The sequence below is a fragment of the Gordonia sp. 135 genome (genome assembly GCF_009720185.1).
GTDB lineage: Bacteria > Actinomycetota > Actinomycetes > Mycobacteriales > Mycobacteriaceae > Gordonia > Gordonia alkanivorans.
Map to the genome: position 1 here is coordinate 2,739,202 of NZ_CP046257.1, position 14,177 is coordinate 2,753,378.

Here is a 14,177-nt window from a genome sequence, read left to right on the forward strand (position 1 = left end):
GAAAGCGTCCGGGTGTCTCAGACTCCGTTGGCCGGCCACCCGGGGTAAGACGGAAGCGTCGGCACCGGGTCTGGACCGGAGTACATGTCGATCCGTGGAATGTCAGGATTGTCAGGCAACGCGTCGCACGCGACAATGTCTGCAGAGTTCTCCGGCCGGACTCCGAGCCTCTCGAAATCCGTCACCTTCCAACTGCCGAACACCGAACGGTACGGCGCCGGCGCCGGGCCCGCTTGGTCTGCGGGTGGCAGAACGTCACCGGACTTCGTGAGATCGATCGTGACAGGAAATCCCCATTGCGCGTGCACGTTTCGCCACTCCTGCGAACCGCCGCCCCGGGCACTGGGAGCGATCGAGAAGATCTCACTACGGCACAACACAATGCGCACATTCGGACCATCGTCCACTCGGCGCAGTGGACGGAAGAACAAAGTGCTCACCACATCATTGTGCGAACTCTCACTGGGCACGAATGTGACCTTCTCGTCGATGTCTGACGGCGAGGCCTCGACAAATCCGGGATAGCCCCATTGCGGAGACTGGCCCTCAAAAGACAACTCGAACGACTCCGTGTAAGCGCGTACAAACGTTCCTTCCGAACTCGCCAGGTCAAGGACATCAGTTTCGAACCATCGATACGAGGTCTGCAGCCTCGGAGGCAACCGATCCGCCACCGACGGCTGCGACGAACTTGTCGAATCACCACCGGTGTTCGGAGATGGTCCGCACGCGACACAAAGCGTGAGCAGAGTACACAACACCCCAGTCAGAAAACCGTGGCCTTTAAGCACCAGACTACTTCTGACCGTATGCATGGTGGTGATTCTCATTATGACGGTTCACGAAGGAACTCATGTCAGACTCAAGTAACTGCTGGATGTACGTAGCTGCGGCGCTATCGTGAGACACTGGTGGCATTTCTCCGGTTCGTCTCATCTCTTCGAAATCGACCTCCTGCCCGACAAACAATTTCCGAAATTCAGGTTGATCGACCAGATCCGTGTGGGTCCTGAAATACCCTTCAAGGACCTGCACATACTTGGCGTTGGGCTGAATCTCCGAGTTATAGACATCATGGCGTAGTTTTGCAGTATCTTCGTCGGTGATTATCGTGTCGGGATCTTTGGGTAGTCCGAAGAGTTCCAACTTGACTTCCGCCGCGGTCCCGTCGATCAGTGCGCTGACCACCGGATTCAAGCCGGTCACCTTCAGGAGGGCCGTAGCGCTCTCGAAGAGCGCTCCCGCCCGAGCAGCATCCTTAGCTGCTTCATAGCGTTTATCTTCGAATGTCTCTTGGATGTGTGAATCCAGCCCACCGATCATCGCCCCCTCTATGCGGCCGGCGATCTCACCAAGACCGTAGTCATTGTGGTCTCTACCAAACTCTTCCTGAAGGATGTCGACCTGAAGCGCGGTCAGCGAATTCACTACTTTTCCAGCCTCAGCGTCTGAATTTAGAATCTGGAACATTGCCTTCAGTTCTGCTCCGGTTACCTCCGATACACCCGACGATCCAAAGAGACCCGCGTCCGCACCGCCCATCACCGCCGTGTGCGGACCGATAGCGGCAGCGAGTGTCCGTGCAAGCTCTGGGTTCAGTTCACCCAATGCCCGCTTGTCATCAGCACTGATATCGATCAACGAATCCTTGTTCGCACCAAAGTACTTGGTTAGCTCTGTAGCAATCTTTCCAGCACGCTCGTTATCCATCAACTGCTCCACAGACGATGCCTCGTCGCCATAAGCAGCGCCGGGCATCCAGTTGAACAGCCGATTGACGCCCGCGTCCTTATGACCAGCGCCGTCTGTCCAATCGAAGGTCATGAGATTCTTCAGCGTTTCCGCATCTTTCAGAGAACCCTGATTGCCATCGATGTCGTACGCGAGCAATGCTGGTCCGCCAGCAGCCTTCCCAGTGGAAGCCATTACCGCATCATGCACCGCAATATGGTCAGACCCGCTAACGTCCAGCATTCGTATGAGGAGATCTTCGACCTCATGCTTCGAAATGTTGCTGTGCCCCATAGTCCTGAGGTCGGTGACGTACATTTCCTGTGTACCACTGGCGATCTCACCAGCGCGAGCTATCAGCGCTCGATCGACGTCGCTGCCCAGTTGCACCGACTTCGAACCGTAGGTGCCTTCGCCGTCGTCGGACCTATTTTCAATGATGTCCATCAAGGATTTGAGATCCTTGTAAGTCTTCAGATCATTGATCAGCTTGTCGCCGCCTGAATGCGCGGAGGCATCGGGCAGGCTAAGTTGACCTTTGCTCGATGCAGGACTGGTCAACACCTCACGGACAGGCGTGGATAGCTGATGTATCCCGCCGCCTACGAACTTCGGCCCCGGCGCCAATCCCATCTGCTGCAGCGGCCCAGCAAGGAACGCCGGCTCGACCTGCTGGTCCGTCCGCAGACTCGGGTTGCCGAGCATGTAGATACCGTCACCGAGCGCGTTCTTGAGCTTCAGCCGTTCCGCACCACTGTATTCGTCTCCGAAACGCTTCAACGCGTCGAGAGAATAGGGCGCGGACCCATCCGCATTCTGTCCCCAGATGGGGGTGTAGGTGGCCTTTAGATAATCGAACTGCTCTTTCGGGATGACAGCATCGTCACCCCTCGCCAGTGCCGCGCGCTGCTCAGGTGTCAGGCTGGTCGCTCGGTAGAACCGCTCCTTCTGATCAGGCGTCGCGTTCCCCCTCATGATCGCCTGGACATCGCGGCTTGCTTGTCCTGCGGAAAAGCTCGAGCTGAGCGGAGCATTGATCTCTGCATTGCCGAAGACCACATTCAGCGCGCGTGCACCGTTCCGGTCGTCTTCCCCGATCTCGTCCGCGAGCGACTGTAGCGACAGCGTCGCTGTCTTCGCCTCTTCTGCACGTGTGGCCTGATCATTCAGGATCGACTGTTCGGCCGCGCTTCCGGCCTCCACTCCGCCCAACTCTGACGCGTAGTCACGAGCGTCGCGCACGGTCCAGTCGTCCGAGACGCTGAACTTGTCGAGTTCAAGGCCGAGCGCTTTCGTCAGCGCAGTGCTGCGATTGGGGCTGATCGCGGCGGCGGTGTCGTGCAGCACCCTTGCGGCCGCGCTGAGTTCGGTGCCGAGCTTGTTGATCTCGTCTCGGTCAGACCTCGTACGGTCTTCGCACGCGCGCCTGGATTCGCCCGACCAGCCCGTCACGTTCATCGGTGCGTCGGCCATCGTCTTGGTCTGGGTTCGTAGGTTCTCAGCTGTTGTCTCCAGCGAACTCGCGGACTGGAGCAGGACCATCACATCCCAGCTGTTGACCGTCGATCGAGTCGGTCGGCTCATCAGAACACGGAAATGGCTCGGAAACCGCTCGCCAACTCTCCATCGGTATCGGCGAACTCGGTGGCAACCTGATAGCACGTCTGCGACACCGCGTCCATGCGAGCGGCCGCGCGTCCAAGAAGGGTACGAATGACGTCGTCCTTGCCGGCACAAGCGGCGCTGAACGCTGATCCAGGCATCGCGGCAGCTGCGTCAGCGAATCCCGCGCTGCCCGACCAGAGCGCCCGCGTGGCGTCCGAACACCCGGCCAACGTCTTGCCGACGCCCTCGATCACACACTTCTCGGCTTCCAGGCGATAAGTCACTGTGAGTCCCCCGTTCCCGGCGCCAGCGTCCTGACACCACTCCCCTCGGACAACTTAGTACGAGACAAGGAGATGCGGGATTCACCTTCCACAAGTCATCGCCCACACCTCCGGGCCGTCGTCGGGCAAAGACACCTTCCCGGCCACCTCGAACCCGAGTCGTTCATAGAACGAGACGTTCGCCGGGGACGAGGTCTCCAGGTAGGCGACGTGCCCTTCCAACTGCGCGGCCGCTAGCCCCGGCTCGAGCACAGCTGCACCGAGCCCTCGCCCCTGTGAATGCGGCGCGACCCCCACCGTGGCCAGATGCCAGACAGGTTCGGCCGGCCGAAGACCGGCAGTTGCCTCGTCGGCCCGCGCTGCGATCTCCGCTCTGTCGCCGTAGAGGTCGACGACTCGAGATGCGATGTCGCCGAACGCCTCGTCAAGGCCACTCGAGGACGGTGTGATCCACACCGCCACGGCGGCAAGGTCGTCCGATACCCAAACACGTCCGCACCGCATGCCGATCTCGGCGAGGAACAGCCGCTGCAACGACCGCACTCGGTCGCCATGATCATGCGAGTCGACTGTGTGCCGGGTGAACGGGTAGTCGGCGAAGGCCTGGCCGAGAGTAACTGCGGCAGCGTCGACGTCAGCCGGAGTCGCCGGCCGAATCAAAGGGCGGATCGTCACGCCGTTGGACGTTACCCGGCGCCGGCACCGCTCAGGCGACCGCGAGCAGCTGCAGCAGCTTCGTCTCGACGACGCTGCGGTCAGGACTCTGGTGCCCGATCGCCGGTGGTGCGGTGCTCCGATGACGGGCACCGGTCGGGGTGATGACGTCGATGACCCGGATGTCACCGGCCATGCGGACCGAGTAGTCCCAGCCGTCGGCCTCTTTGGCCCGATTGTGGATGACGCAGATGCCGTCGGCGTTGGCCTCGCTGGTCGTGCCATCGTGGCGATGTGGTTTCGCGTGGTCGATCTCCGCGATGGGCGCACCGCAGTACGGAGTTCGGCAGCGTTGGTCTCGGAGTCGGACGAAGTGTGCGAGCGCGGCCGGGAAGGTTCGCGATTTCGACTCCATCGCCACCAGTGCGCCATCCGACGGACGTGCATAGATACGACGCATCGTCGAGGCGGTCTCACCATCGGGCGACACCGACGCGGCGACGAGTTCCCGTGCCACTGCTGCCGGAATCGGTCCGTACCCCTTCACTTCGGCCGCCGAATCGTTGAGCCCGAACAGGCACTCGTCGGACATGATCATGTCTACCGACACCGGAACCGGTTCCGCTGCGGATCGGCCGGTGACACGTTCGACCAGCGTGTCGGCCATGATCTGCGCATGCGTGCGATCGTCGGCACCGAGTATGGAGTCGGCGTGCTTCTTGAGCGAGGCATATACGGAGATTCCCTGTGTCATCGGCAACAACGCCGAGAGTTGGGTCATCAGATCCGGCGCCGGCCGCACGCTAACCCGCCGACTCTTCTCGGCCTTGGCCTTTCGCGCGACCACCGCCGCCGGCTCGAGTTCGTAGGCGTGACGCTTCGCCGTCGATTCGATCTCGCGGTCGGACACACCCACCAATTCCGCACGGTCACCGCACACCCGCCGATCGATCTCTTCGCGCGATTCGCGAGTCAGAAAAGCGGTTTCGCGAACGAGAATGGTGGCACGCCATTCGGTCAGTACACCGTCTGTGAGTGCTGCCATCGTATGCGGCATCTCGTGTGCCAGAGCACGAGCGAACCCGAGGTACTGACTCCCCTTCTTCGGTGAGACCTTCCGTGCCAGCCCGACTTCGGCGGCGAGTCCCCGGCCCCGCCGCTTCTGCGGAACATTCCGTGCCGCCTCATCGTCGGCACGTAGCCGGTCGAGATTCGCGGTCTCACGCACCTGGACCGCAGTGCAGGCCGACTTGATCTCCTCGAGCAGCGTCAGCCGCCGCACCGACTCGGCCTCGTCGACGCCTGCAGGCATCCCGGCGAGGAGGCCTTGGAGGGCACGTAGACCGTCCGTCGACAGACCCGATGTTCCGCCCGACGATGATTCGTACATACATTCGATAGTACGCCGATGTCGCCAGGCCCGCCGGAGTTATCCACAACCCGAAGACGATCCTTCACTTAACCATTGAGTTAAGTGACGAGCCGTGCGACACTTAGCCACATGGCAAACCGTACGGCGACTCTCGACGAGATCTTCGGCGCATTGTCGGACCCGACCCGCCGCGCCGTCGTCGAACGTCTCGGGCGCGGACCCGCGAGCGTCGGCGAACTCGCCGATCCCTTCCCCATGACGCTGCCGTCGTTCATGAAGCACCTGAGGGTCCTCGAGGACAGCGGACTGGTCATGACCAAGAAGACCGGCCGAACACGGGTGTGCACGCTCGACCGGCGACGCCTGCGACGCCTGCAGACCTGGCTCGAACACCAGCGCATCGTCTGGACCGAACGCACCGACCGACTCGAAGCCTTCGTCACCGAACCAGAGGAGACATCATGATCGACCCCGAACTCGACCTGACCCTGCAACGCATCATCCGCGCACCGCGACAACGGATCTGGGATGCGTGGACCCGACCCGAACAGCTCGCGAAATGGTGGACGCCCTCCCCGACCGTCACCCGAGTCGACCGACTCGAGCCACGCCCCGGCGGCGCCCTGGTCACGCAAATGAGCGACGACGGCGCGACGTTCGTCCCGCACATGGACGCCGTTTTCGTCGTCGTCGACGCCACCGAGCGTCTGGTGTTCACCAACGCCATCGACAGCTCCTGGCGACCCGCGGAACCGGCGCCGGTCCCCATGACCGCCGAGATCACCTTCGCCGAACACACCGACGGAACCGAGTACAGCGTCGTCGTGCGCCACGGCAATCCATCCGATCGCGACCGACATCATGAACTCGGCTTCTACGACGGTTGGGGTTCGGTGACCGCGGCGCTCGCCGAACTGGTGGAAAGTGAAGCCCGGCAATGAAGATCACCGTCACCGAATTCATCACCCTCGACGGCGTCACCCAGGGCCCCGGGTCGGCCGACGAGGACACCTCCGACGGCTTCACCGCCGGCGGATGGCTCGTGCCGCACATGGATGAGACCTTCATCCGGCAGGCGTCGGAGTGGCTCGACCTCGCCGGCGGACTCCTCCTCGGGCGTCGAACTTACGAGGCCTTCGCCCGCGACTGGCCGCAGATCACCGACCCCGACGACCCGTTCACAGGGCGGATGAACGGCCTCCCCAAGTACGTGGTGAGCAGCACCCTCACCGAACTGCCCTGGCAGCCCGCGACCCTCCTCTGCGGCGAGCCGGTAGAGGAGGTGTCCGCCCTGCGCTCGCAGCCGGGACGCGAACTACAGATCCACGGCAGCAACACCCTCGCCGCGTCGCTCCTCGAAGCAGGTCTCGTAGACACACTGCGCTTGGTCGTGGCCCCGACCGCACTTGGCACGGGCCGACAGTTGTTCGGTCGCAACACAACCGACCTGGGCTTCCGACTGAGACACCACACCGCGACGCCCGCAGGACTCCTGATCCTCGAGTACGAGCCGAACGGCCGAGCGGCGGTCGCGGACTACGAAGGCGTGGCGGCGGCAGTTACAGGCTCACACGAGAACTGAACGTCTAATCCCGAGTGAGCGCCGCCAGAAACATCGCGTCCGTGCCGTGGATGTGCGGCCACAGCTGCACGTGTGGGCCGTCGCCGAGCAGCTCCGGCCCGAGCTTGCCGACGGTCACCAGTGGGCGGGCATCGAGCTGACGGGCCCCGTCCACCGATGCCAGCACGTCGGCGACCACCGCGGTGGTCTCGGCGGGATGCGGCGAGCACGTCGAATACGCCACCACGCCACCGGGTTTGACCAACCTCAACGCCTCGGTCAGCAACTCCTTCTGCAGCACGACGAGCTCCTCGACGTCTGCAGCGGTTCGGCGCCAACGGGATTCGGGGCGGCGACGCAGCGAGCCCAGACCGGAACACGGAGCGTCGAGCAGGATGCGGTCGTATCCCGGTTCGAGGCCACTCGATCGTGCATCGGCGACGTGGATGGTCACCGGCAGATCGTTCACGACCTTCCGGATCAGCTCCGCGCGATGTTTCGACACCTCGATCGCGTCGAGGCGGGCAGCATCGATCTCGGCGAGCGCACCGATCAGCGCGGCCTTTCCGCCGGGCCCGGCACACATGTCGAGCCAGCGGCCGGAGTCGTCGGCGACCTCGGCGACCGTGACCGCCCGCGCGATCAGCTGGCTGCCCTCGTCCTGCACACCCGCGTAGCCCTCGCGGATCGCCTCCACGTCGCCGGGATCGCCGCCGGGCAGATACACGCAGTACGGCGAGTAGTCGCCTTCCTCTCCCCCGCTGGTCAGCGCCAACTCCTCGGCGGTGATGTAGCCGGGGCGGGCAACCAGGTGCACCGGTGGCCGCTCGTCGTCGGCGGCGAGCGCCGCCTGCAGCTGGCCGGCCGACCCCCCGAGCGCATCCCGGAACACCTCCGCGATCCAGCGCGGATGCGCGTACTGGAACGCGAGATAGCCGACGAGATCCTCGGCGGGCGACGGCGCGAGCTCGTCGACCCACATATCCTCGGTCTTCTGCGACACCTTGCGCAGCACGGCATTCGCGAAACCCGAAGGGCCCATACCGTTCTCGGAACGCACGAGATCCACCGACGTCGACACCGCGGCATGTGAACCCACGCGCGTGCGCAGCAACTGGTACGCCCCGAGCCGCAGCACGTCGAGTACGGGACCGTCGATCTCCTCGACGGGACGCTTGGCCGCTGCGGCGATCACCGCATCCAGCAGCCCCTGGGCACGCGCCGTGCCGTAGGCGAGTTCGGTCGCGAATGCGGCGTCGCGACCCTCGATCTTGCGATCCCGCAGCATCTTCGGGAGAACCAGGTTCGCGTAGGCGTCCCGCTCACGAACCGCGCGCAGCGTGTCCCGCGCCGCGACGCGCGCCGGGTCGAGGTCCTTCTGCCGTAACTTTCGATCCCCACTCATCCCAGTACCGTCCCATCGGTCAGTCGTGCGCCACGGGCCCAGTCCGCGGCAGGCATCGGCTTCTTCCCCGGCGGTTGTACCGTGCCGAGTTTCACCGGCGTGGAACCGGTCCCGACGAACACCGCCTTCTTGGTCACCGCCATCGCACCCGCGGCCAGCGGTTCGGCCCGAACCGAGTCCGGCAATGTCGCGTCGTCCTCGGCGACGGGCCGCACCGGGCCCACCTTGATCCGTGCGTCGTCGAGACTCGTCCACGAACCCGGCGCCGGTGTGTAGGCGCGGATGAGGCGATCGATGATGTGCGCGGGCAGATCCCAGCGGATGCGCGCATCCTCGACCTCGACCTTCGGCGCGTGGCTGACGCCGGTCGAGGGCTGCGGTTCGGGGGTGAGTTCCCCGGCCTCGATGCCGTCGAGCGTGTTGACGAGCAGGCCGGACCCGGCGTCGGCGAGACGTGCGAGCAGGTCGCCGCTGGTGTCGGTGGGCCGGATGGTCTCGGTCAGGATGCCGAACACCGGTCCGGTGTCGAGCCCCTTCTCCAGCCGGAAGGTGCTGGCACCGGTCACCTCGTCGCCCGCGGCGATCGCGGCCTGCACCGGCGCCGCCCCACGCCACGCGGGCAACACCGAGAAGTGCAGGTTGATCCAGCCATGGGTCGGGAGCGCCAGCAGATCCTCGGGCACGAGGCCTCCGTAGGCGACCACGGCCGCACAGTCCGGCGCCCAGCGTCGCAACGTCTCGGCGACGTCGGGTTCGGACATGCGGCGCGGGGTGATCACCTCGAGGCCGTGCTCGTCGGCGAGGACGCCGATCGGTGACCGCACGACCTTGCGGCCGCGCCCCGACACCGCGTCGGGCCGGGTGATGACGCCGACGACCTCATGCGACGGCGAGTCGAGCAGGGCCTGCAACGACGGCACGGCCACCTCTGGGGTGCCGGCGAAAACGATGCGCATTCATCCGATCGTAGGCGGGTCCACCTGAACCCTGATCGGCCCGGTCTGCCGGTGTGTGTTGCGCCGCGCCTGCCCGGCGGCGAGAGCCTGGGCGAGGAGTCGTCCGTGCTTGCGCGGCAACCGCACCAGGATGCGGTCCATCTCGTCGTCCGCAGCGGCCTCCCATTCGGCGCTACCGGCGGGCGGCCGCACCCCCGGCGGAAGCGGCACCGGTCCGAGAACGTCCGAGCCCTCGGGCAGCTCGAGGTGTTCGACGAAGTCGGTGATGACCTGCGTGGGACCGTCGACCGAGGCCATCGTGACCGCCGGCGGGAAACCCAGTTCCACGCGTTCACTCAACTGAATGGAGGCGAATCCGACGGGGTCCCAACGGATCAGCGCCTGAACCGGCGCGAGAGTCGAGTCGGCGACGATTACCACGCGGCCGCCCTCGCCGTGGGGCCGGACCATGCCGGCCAGGGCCATCCAGCGTCGGACGGCGTGTTCCTCCGCGCGCAGGTCGGCGCGGTCGAGTTGTGCCCAGGTGTCGACGACGATCGCTGCGCCGTAGCCGTCGGGTGCGACCGGTTCGGCACCCGGTGTGGCGACGACGAGCCGTGCGCCCGGTTCGATCTCGTCGATGATGGAGTCGCCACCGCTGGTGTGGACCGGCACACCGGCGAAGGCGCGCCCCAGTTCCTCGGCGGTGCGTCGAGCGCCGGTGACCGTGGCCCGCACTTTCGTGTTGCCACACTCGGGACAGCGGAAGGTCGGCTCCGGGCGACCACACCACCGGCAACTCAGACGCTGGTTTCCGTCCATCTGCAGCGGTCCGTTGCAGCCGCGACACCGAGCATGCTCGCGACACCGGGTACACGCCAGCGACGGCACGTAGCCGCGACGCGGCACGCTGAACACCACCGGTTGGTCGGCGGCGAACGCCGAACGGGCAGCGTCGAAGGCGACCTCGGGGATTCGCGCGGACCTCGCCATCGGATCGCGGGCGATCTGCCGGTCGTCGTCGGAGATGGCCTGCACGCGCGGGCTGCGGTGACGAACGAGCGGACGATCGGCGACGAGGTCGTGTGCCCACCCCGATGCGACGAGCGCCTGAGCCTCCGCGGTTCGGGCGAAGCCGCCGAGGACCAGTGCGCAGCGTTCCTGATGCGACCGCAGCACCGCGACCTCACGCGGGTGCGGGTACGGCGCACGGGGATCGGCCATGCTGTCGTCACCGTCATCCCAGACGACGACCAGACCGAGGTCGGTGACGGGCGCGAACACCGCACTGCGCGTGCCGATCACGAGTTTCGCCGCCCCGCGTCGTGCGGCGAGCCAGCGCCGGTACCGGGCGGTGGGTCCGAGTCCGGCCGCCAGCGCGACTCCCTGATCGCCGATGAGTGGTTCGCATTCCGCCCACACCCGGTCGAGGTCGCGCTGGTCGGGCACGACGATGATGCAGCCGCGTCCGGCCGCCAGGGTCGCCGCGGCCAGTTCGGCGAGTCGTCGGGGCCAGTCCTCGCCCGGCAGGGCCTGCCACGCCGCTCGCGGGTGACCGTCCCCGGCGATCGCCTCGAAGAACGACCCGGCCAGCGGATAGCGTCGCCACGCCTCGAGGTCCGGCGCCTCGACGACGGTCGTCGGTTCGGGTGTCGTCTCCTTCTCGGTTCGCGCATGGCGCGGCGGAATGGCCAGCCGGACAACATCTCCCATGGTGCCGGCGTAGCGATCGGCGACGGCGCGGCACAGCGATGCCAGCTCCGGTGACAGCACCGGTTCGGCGGAGACGACACGGTCGAGCCAGCCCAGCTTGCCGGGGTGATCACTCTTCTCGATGCGGTCGAGCAGGAATCCGTCGACGAGACGGCCGGAGAACCGAACGCGGACCCGCACCCCCGGAACCGCCGTCGCATCCTGATCGGAGTCGATCAGGTAGTCGAACGGTCGGTCGAGGTGTGCGAGTCCGAGAATGGGCAGCACACGTGCCACCGGCAGCGAATCAGCCGGGACCCGTGCGCCTTTCGGGGGCAGGGACTGCGCCCTTCGCCGGTCAGAGACCGGCGGCCGCGCGCAGCTTGTCCGCGCGGTCGGTCCGCTCCCACGGGAGATCGACGTCGGTGCGGCCGAAGTGGCCGTACGCGGCGGTCGGACCGTAGATCGGACGCAGCAGGTCCAGGTCGCGGATGATCGCGAGCGGACGCAGGTCGAAGTTCTCCTTGATGACGCGCTCGATGACCGCCGGGTCGACATGCTCGGTGCCGAAGGTCTCGACGAACAGGCCGACCGGTGCGGCCTTGCCGATCGCGTAGGCCACCTGGACCTCGATGCGGTCGGCCAGGCCTGCCGCCACCGCATTCTTGGCGACCCAGCGCATCGCATACGCGGCGCTGCGGTCGACCTTCGACGGGTCCTTGCCGGAGAAGGCGCCGCCGCCGTGGCGGGCCATGCCGCCGTAGGTGTCGACGATGATCTTGCGGCCGGTCAGTCCGGCATCGCCCATCGGGCCGCCGAGGACGAACTTGCCCGTCGGGTTGACCAGCAGGCGGTAATCGGAGGTGTCGAGGGACGGCAGGCCGATCTCGGCGAGCACCGCGTCGACGACGTGCTTCTTGATGTCGGGGGCGAGGAGGTTGTCGAGGTCGATGTCGGCGGCGTGCTGGGTCGAGAGCACCACGGTGTCGAGCCGGACCGGGGTGTCGCCGTCGTACTCGATGGTGACCTGCGTCTTGCCGTCGGGGCGCAGGTACGGCAGAGTGCCGTTCTTGCGGACCTCGGTGAGTCGTCGCGACAGCCGGTGCGCGAGGGCGATCGGCACCGGCATGAGCTCCGGGGTCTCGTTGGTGGCGTAACCGAACATCAGGCCCTGGTCGCCCGCACCCTGCTTGTCGATCTCGTCCTCGGAGATGCCACTGCGGCTCTCGTGCGAGTCGAAGACGCCACCGGCGATGTCCGGGGACTGCGCACCGATGGCGACGTTGACGCCGCACGACGCGCCGTCGAAGCCCTTGGTCGAGGAGTCGTAACCGATCTCGAGGACCTTGTCCCGGACGATCTTGGGGATGTCGGCGTAGGCGGTGGTGGTGACCTCACCCGCGACGTGGACCTGGCCGGTGGTCACCAGCGTCTCGACCGCGACCCGCGCGTTCGGGTCGTCGGTGAGGATGGCGTCGAGGATCGAGTCGCTGATCGCGTCACAGATCTTGTCGGGATGTCCCTCGGTGACGGATTCGCTCGTGAACAGGCGTGACGAGGTGGTCATCAGATCCTCTCGAGATCTCGCGCGCGGATGTGTCCGGCGCCGTTTGGCAGGTGTCGGCCGGTCGGTGTGGCCGGTGGAGTCACTTTCAAAACTACGGTGCCGCTCAGGCCCCCCGACCATCAGGCACCAGTTGTCGCACTTCGTCAAGTATCCGACTCGACATGAGTGTTTTCGATCCGAAGGGCAGAGCGGTCTCGTCACCTTTGGCGGAAAGCAGCCACCCGGTGTTGTCCTCGGTGCCGAACGCCTTGCCGTCACCGACGGCGTTCACCACGAGGAGGTCGCAACCCTTGCGGGCGAGCTTGGCGCGACCGTGGTCGAGGACCCCGCCGGTCTCGTCCCCGGTCTCGGCCGCGAAGCCGACGATGACGGTCTCGGACGGAATCCGACCGTCGTCCCGCGCATCGACCAGGCCGCGGAGGATGTCGGGGTTGGTGGTGAGCTCGATCGGGGCCGGACCCTGATCGCCCTTCTTGATCTTCGCGTCGGCCACCGCGATCGGCCGGAAGTCGGCGACGGCGGCGGCCATGATGACGACGTCGGCGTCGGCCGCGCGCTTGGTCATCTCCTCGGAGAGTTCCTGAGCCGTCGATATCCGCACGATCTGCACGCCGGCGGGATCGCCCGGATCAGCGGTCGAACCGGCGACGACGGTGACGCTCGCACCGCGCTGCGCGGCCGCACGGGCCAGCGCGAATCCCTGCTTGCCGGAGCTGTGATTGCCCAGGTAACGCACGGGATCGAGAGGTTCGCGGGTGCCGCCGGCGCTGATGAGCACGCGGACACCGGCGAGATCGTAGGGCAGGGCGTCGGCGCGATCGAGGAGAAGCTCGCCGGTGAGCGCGATCTCCTGCGGGTCCGGTAGACGGCCGCGGCCGGAGTCGGTGCCGGTGAGCCGACCCGACGCCGGGGTCATGACCGTCGAGCCCTGCTCGCGCAGCGTCGCGATGTTGGCCTGAGTGGCCGGGTGCTCCCACATCTCGGTGTGCATGGCCGGCACGAACAGCACCGGGCACCGCACGGTGAGCAGCGATGCGGTGAGCAGATCGTCGGCGCGGCCCTGGGCGGCGCGGGCCATGAGGTCCGCGGTCGCCGGGGCGATGATCACGAGGTCGGCGCCCTGGCCCAGACGCACGTGCGCGACCTCGTCGACGTCGTCGAAGACGGTGGTGCTGACCGGGTTACCGCTGAGTGCCTCGAAGGTCGCCTTGCCGACGAACTTGAGTGCGGCGGGGGTCGGCACGACGCGGACCTCGTGCCCGGACTCGGTGAAGTGGCGGATCACCGAGCACACCTTGTATGCGGCGATACCTCCACCGACGCCGATGAGGATTCGGCGTCGCGGCTTGGTCGGTGTGGTCATCCCGACGT

13 protein-coding genes are annotated in these 14,177 nt (G+C 66.0%); 3 read left to right on the forward strand and 10 right to left on the reverse strand.

Annotated features, from left to right (window positions below):
• Positions 1-17: 17 nt before the first annotated feature.
• From GKZ92_RS12300 to GKZ92_RS12320, 5 genes are all read right to left on the reverse strand, one after another.
• A complete protein-coding gene (locus GKZ92_RS12300) occupies positions 18-815 on the reverse strand; it encodes a hypothetical protein (protein WP_230461796.1) in 798 nt (265 codons plus the stop codon).
• A complete protein-coding gene (locus tag GKZ92_RS12305) occupies positions 796-3,315 on the reverse strand; it encodes a TPR repeat region-containing protein (RefSeq protein ID WP_042378031.1) in 2,520 nt (839 codons plus the stop codon). The genes GKZ92_RS12300 and GKZ92_RS12305 overlap by 20 nt, the downstream gene beginning before the upstream one ends.
• Complete coding sequence (locus tag GKZ92_RS12310) at positions 3,315-3,620, reverse strand: hypothetical protein (RefSeq protein WP_006357215.1); 306 nt, start codon at positions 3,618-3,620, stop codon at positions 3,315-3,317. The genes GKZ92_RS12305 and GKZ92_RS12310 overlap by 1 nt, the downstream gene beginning before the upstream one ends.
• A gap of 81 nt (positions 3,621-3,701) precedes the next feature.
• On the reverse strand, positions 3,702-4,295 hold the full coding sequence (locus tag GKZ92_RS12315; protein WP_035751506.1) for a GNAT family N-acetyltransferase: 594 nt from the start codon (positions 4,293-4,295) through the stop codon (positions 3,702-3,704).
• Positions 4,296-4,326: 31 nt separating this feature from the next.
• Positions 4,327-5,586, reverse strand: coding sequence for a DUF222 domain-containing protein (locus GKZ92_RS12320; protein WP_187346509.1), 1,260 nt, complete (start codon positions 5,584-5,586; stop codon positions 4,327-4,329).
• Between the two features lie 189 nt (positions 5,587-5,775).
• Between GKZ92_RS12320 and GKZ92_RS12325 the strand changes: the two genes are divergently transcribed.
• Genes GKZ92_RS12325 through GKZ92_RS12335 form a run of 3 tightly spaced genes read left to right on the forward strand, consistent with a single transcriptional unit; the run spans position 5,776 to position 7,228 of the window.
• Positions 5,776-6,111 (forward strand): ArsR/SmtB family transcription factor, encoded by a 336-nt coding sequence (locus tag GKZ92_RS12325; protein WP_035751502.1) that lies wholly within the window; start codon positions 5,776-5,778, stop codon positions 6,109-6,111.
• On the forward strand, positions 6,108-6,587 hold the full coding sequence (locus tag GKZ92_RS12330) for an SRPBCC domain-containing protein (RefSeq protein ID WP_035751500.1): 480 nt from the start codon (positions 6,108-6,110) through the stop codon (positions 6,585-6,587). The genes GKZ92_RS12325 and GKZ92_RS12330 overlap by 4 nt, the downstream gene beginning before the upstream one ends.
• Positions 6,584-7,228 (forward strand): dihydrofolate reductase family protein, encoded by a 645-nt coding sequence (locus GKZ92_RS12335; protein WP_006357210.1) that lies wholly within the window; start codon positions 6,584-6,586, stop codon positions 7,226-7,228. The genes GKZ92_RS12330 and GKZ92_RS12335 overlap by 4 nt, the downstream gene beginning before the upstream one ends.
• Positions 7,229-7,232: 4 nt before the next feature.
• Here the strand turns inward: GKZ92_RS12335 and GKZ92_RS12340 are convergent, their stop codons facing one another.
• The 5 genes from GKZ92_RS12340 to coaBC form a co-directional block, all read right to left on the reverse strand.
• Positions 7,233-8,612 (reverse strand): RsmB/NOP family class I SAM-dependent RNA methyltransferase, encoded by a 1,380-nt coding sequence (locus GKZ92_RS12340; protein WP_042378400.1) that lies wholly within the window; start codon positions 8,610-8,612, stop codon positions 7,233-7,235.
• Positions 8,609-9,568 (reverse strand): methionyl-tRNA formyltransferase, encoded by a 960-nt coding sequence (gene fmt / locus GKZ92_RS12345; RefSeq protein WP_042378401.1) that lies wholly within the window; start codon positions 9,566-9,568, stop codon positions 8,609-8,611. The genes GKZ92_RS12340 and fmt overlap by 4 nt, the downstream gene beginning before the upstream one ends.
• Entirely contained in the window at positions 9,569-11,536 is a 1,968-nt protein-coding gene (locus tag GKZ92_RS12350) for a primosomal protein N' (RefSeq protein WP_035751494.1), read from the reverse strand. It lies immediately after the preceding gene.
• A gap of 61 nt (positions 11,537-11,597) precedes the next feature.
• Positions 11,598-12,806: a methionine adenosyltransferase gene (gene metK / locus GKZ92_RS12355; RefSeq protein ID WP_006357206.1), complete on the reverse strand. Its 1,209-nt coding sequence runs from the start codon at positions 12,804-12,806 to the stop codon at positions 11,598-11,600.
• A gap of 103 nt (positions 12,807-12,909) precedes the next feature.
• The gene (gene coaBC, locus GKZ92_RS12360) at positions 12,910-14,169 is read right to left on the reverse strand and encodes a bifunctional phosphopantothenoylcysteine decarboxylase/phosphopantothenate--cysteine ligase CoaBC (protein ID WP_035751492.1); all 1,260 of its coding nucleotides are present in this window, start codon (positions 14,167-14,169) and stop codon (positions 12,910-12,912) included.
• Between the last annotated feature and the right edge of the window lie 8 nt (positions 14,170-14,177).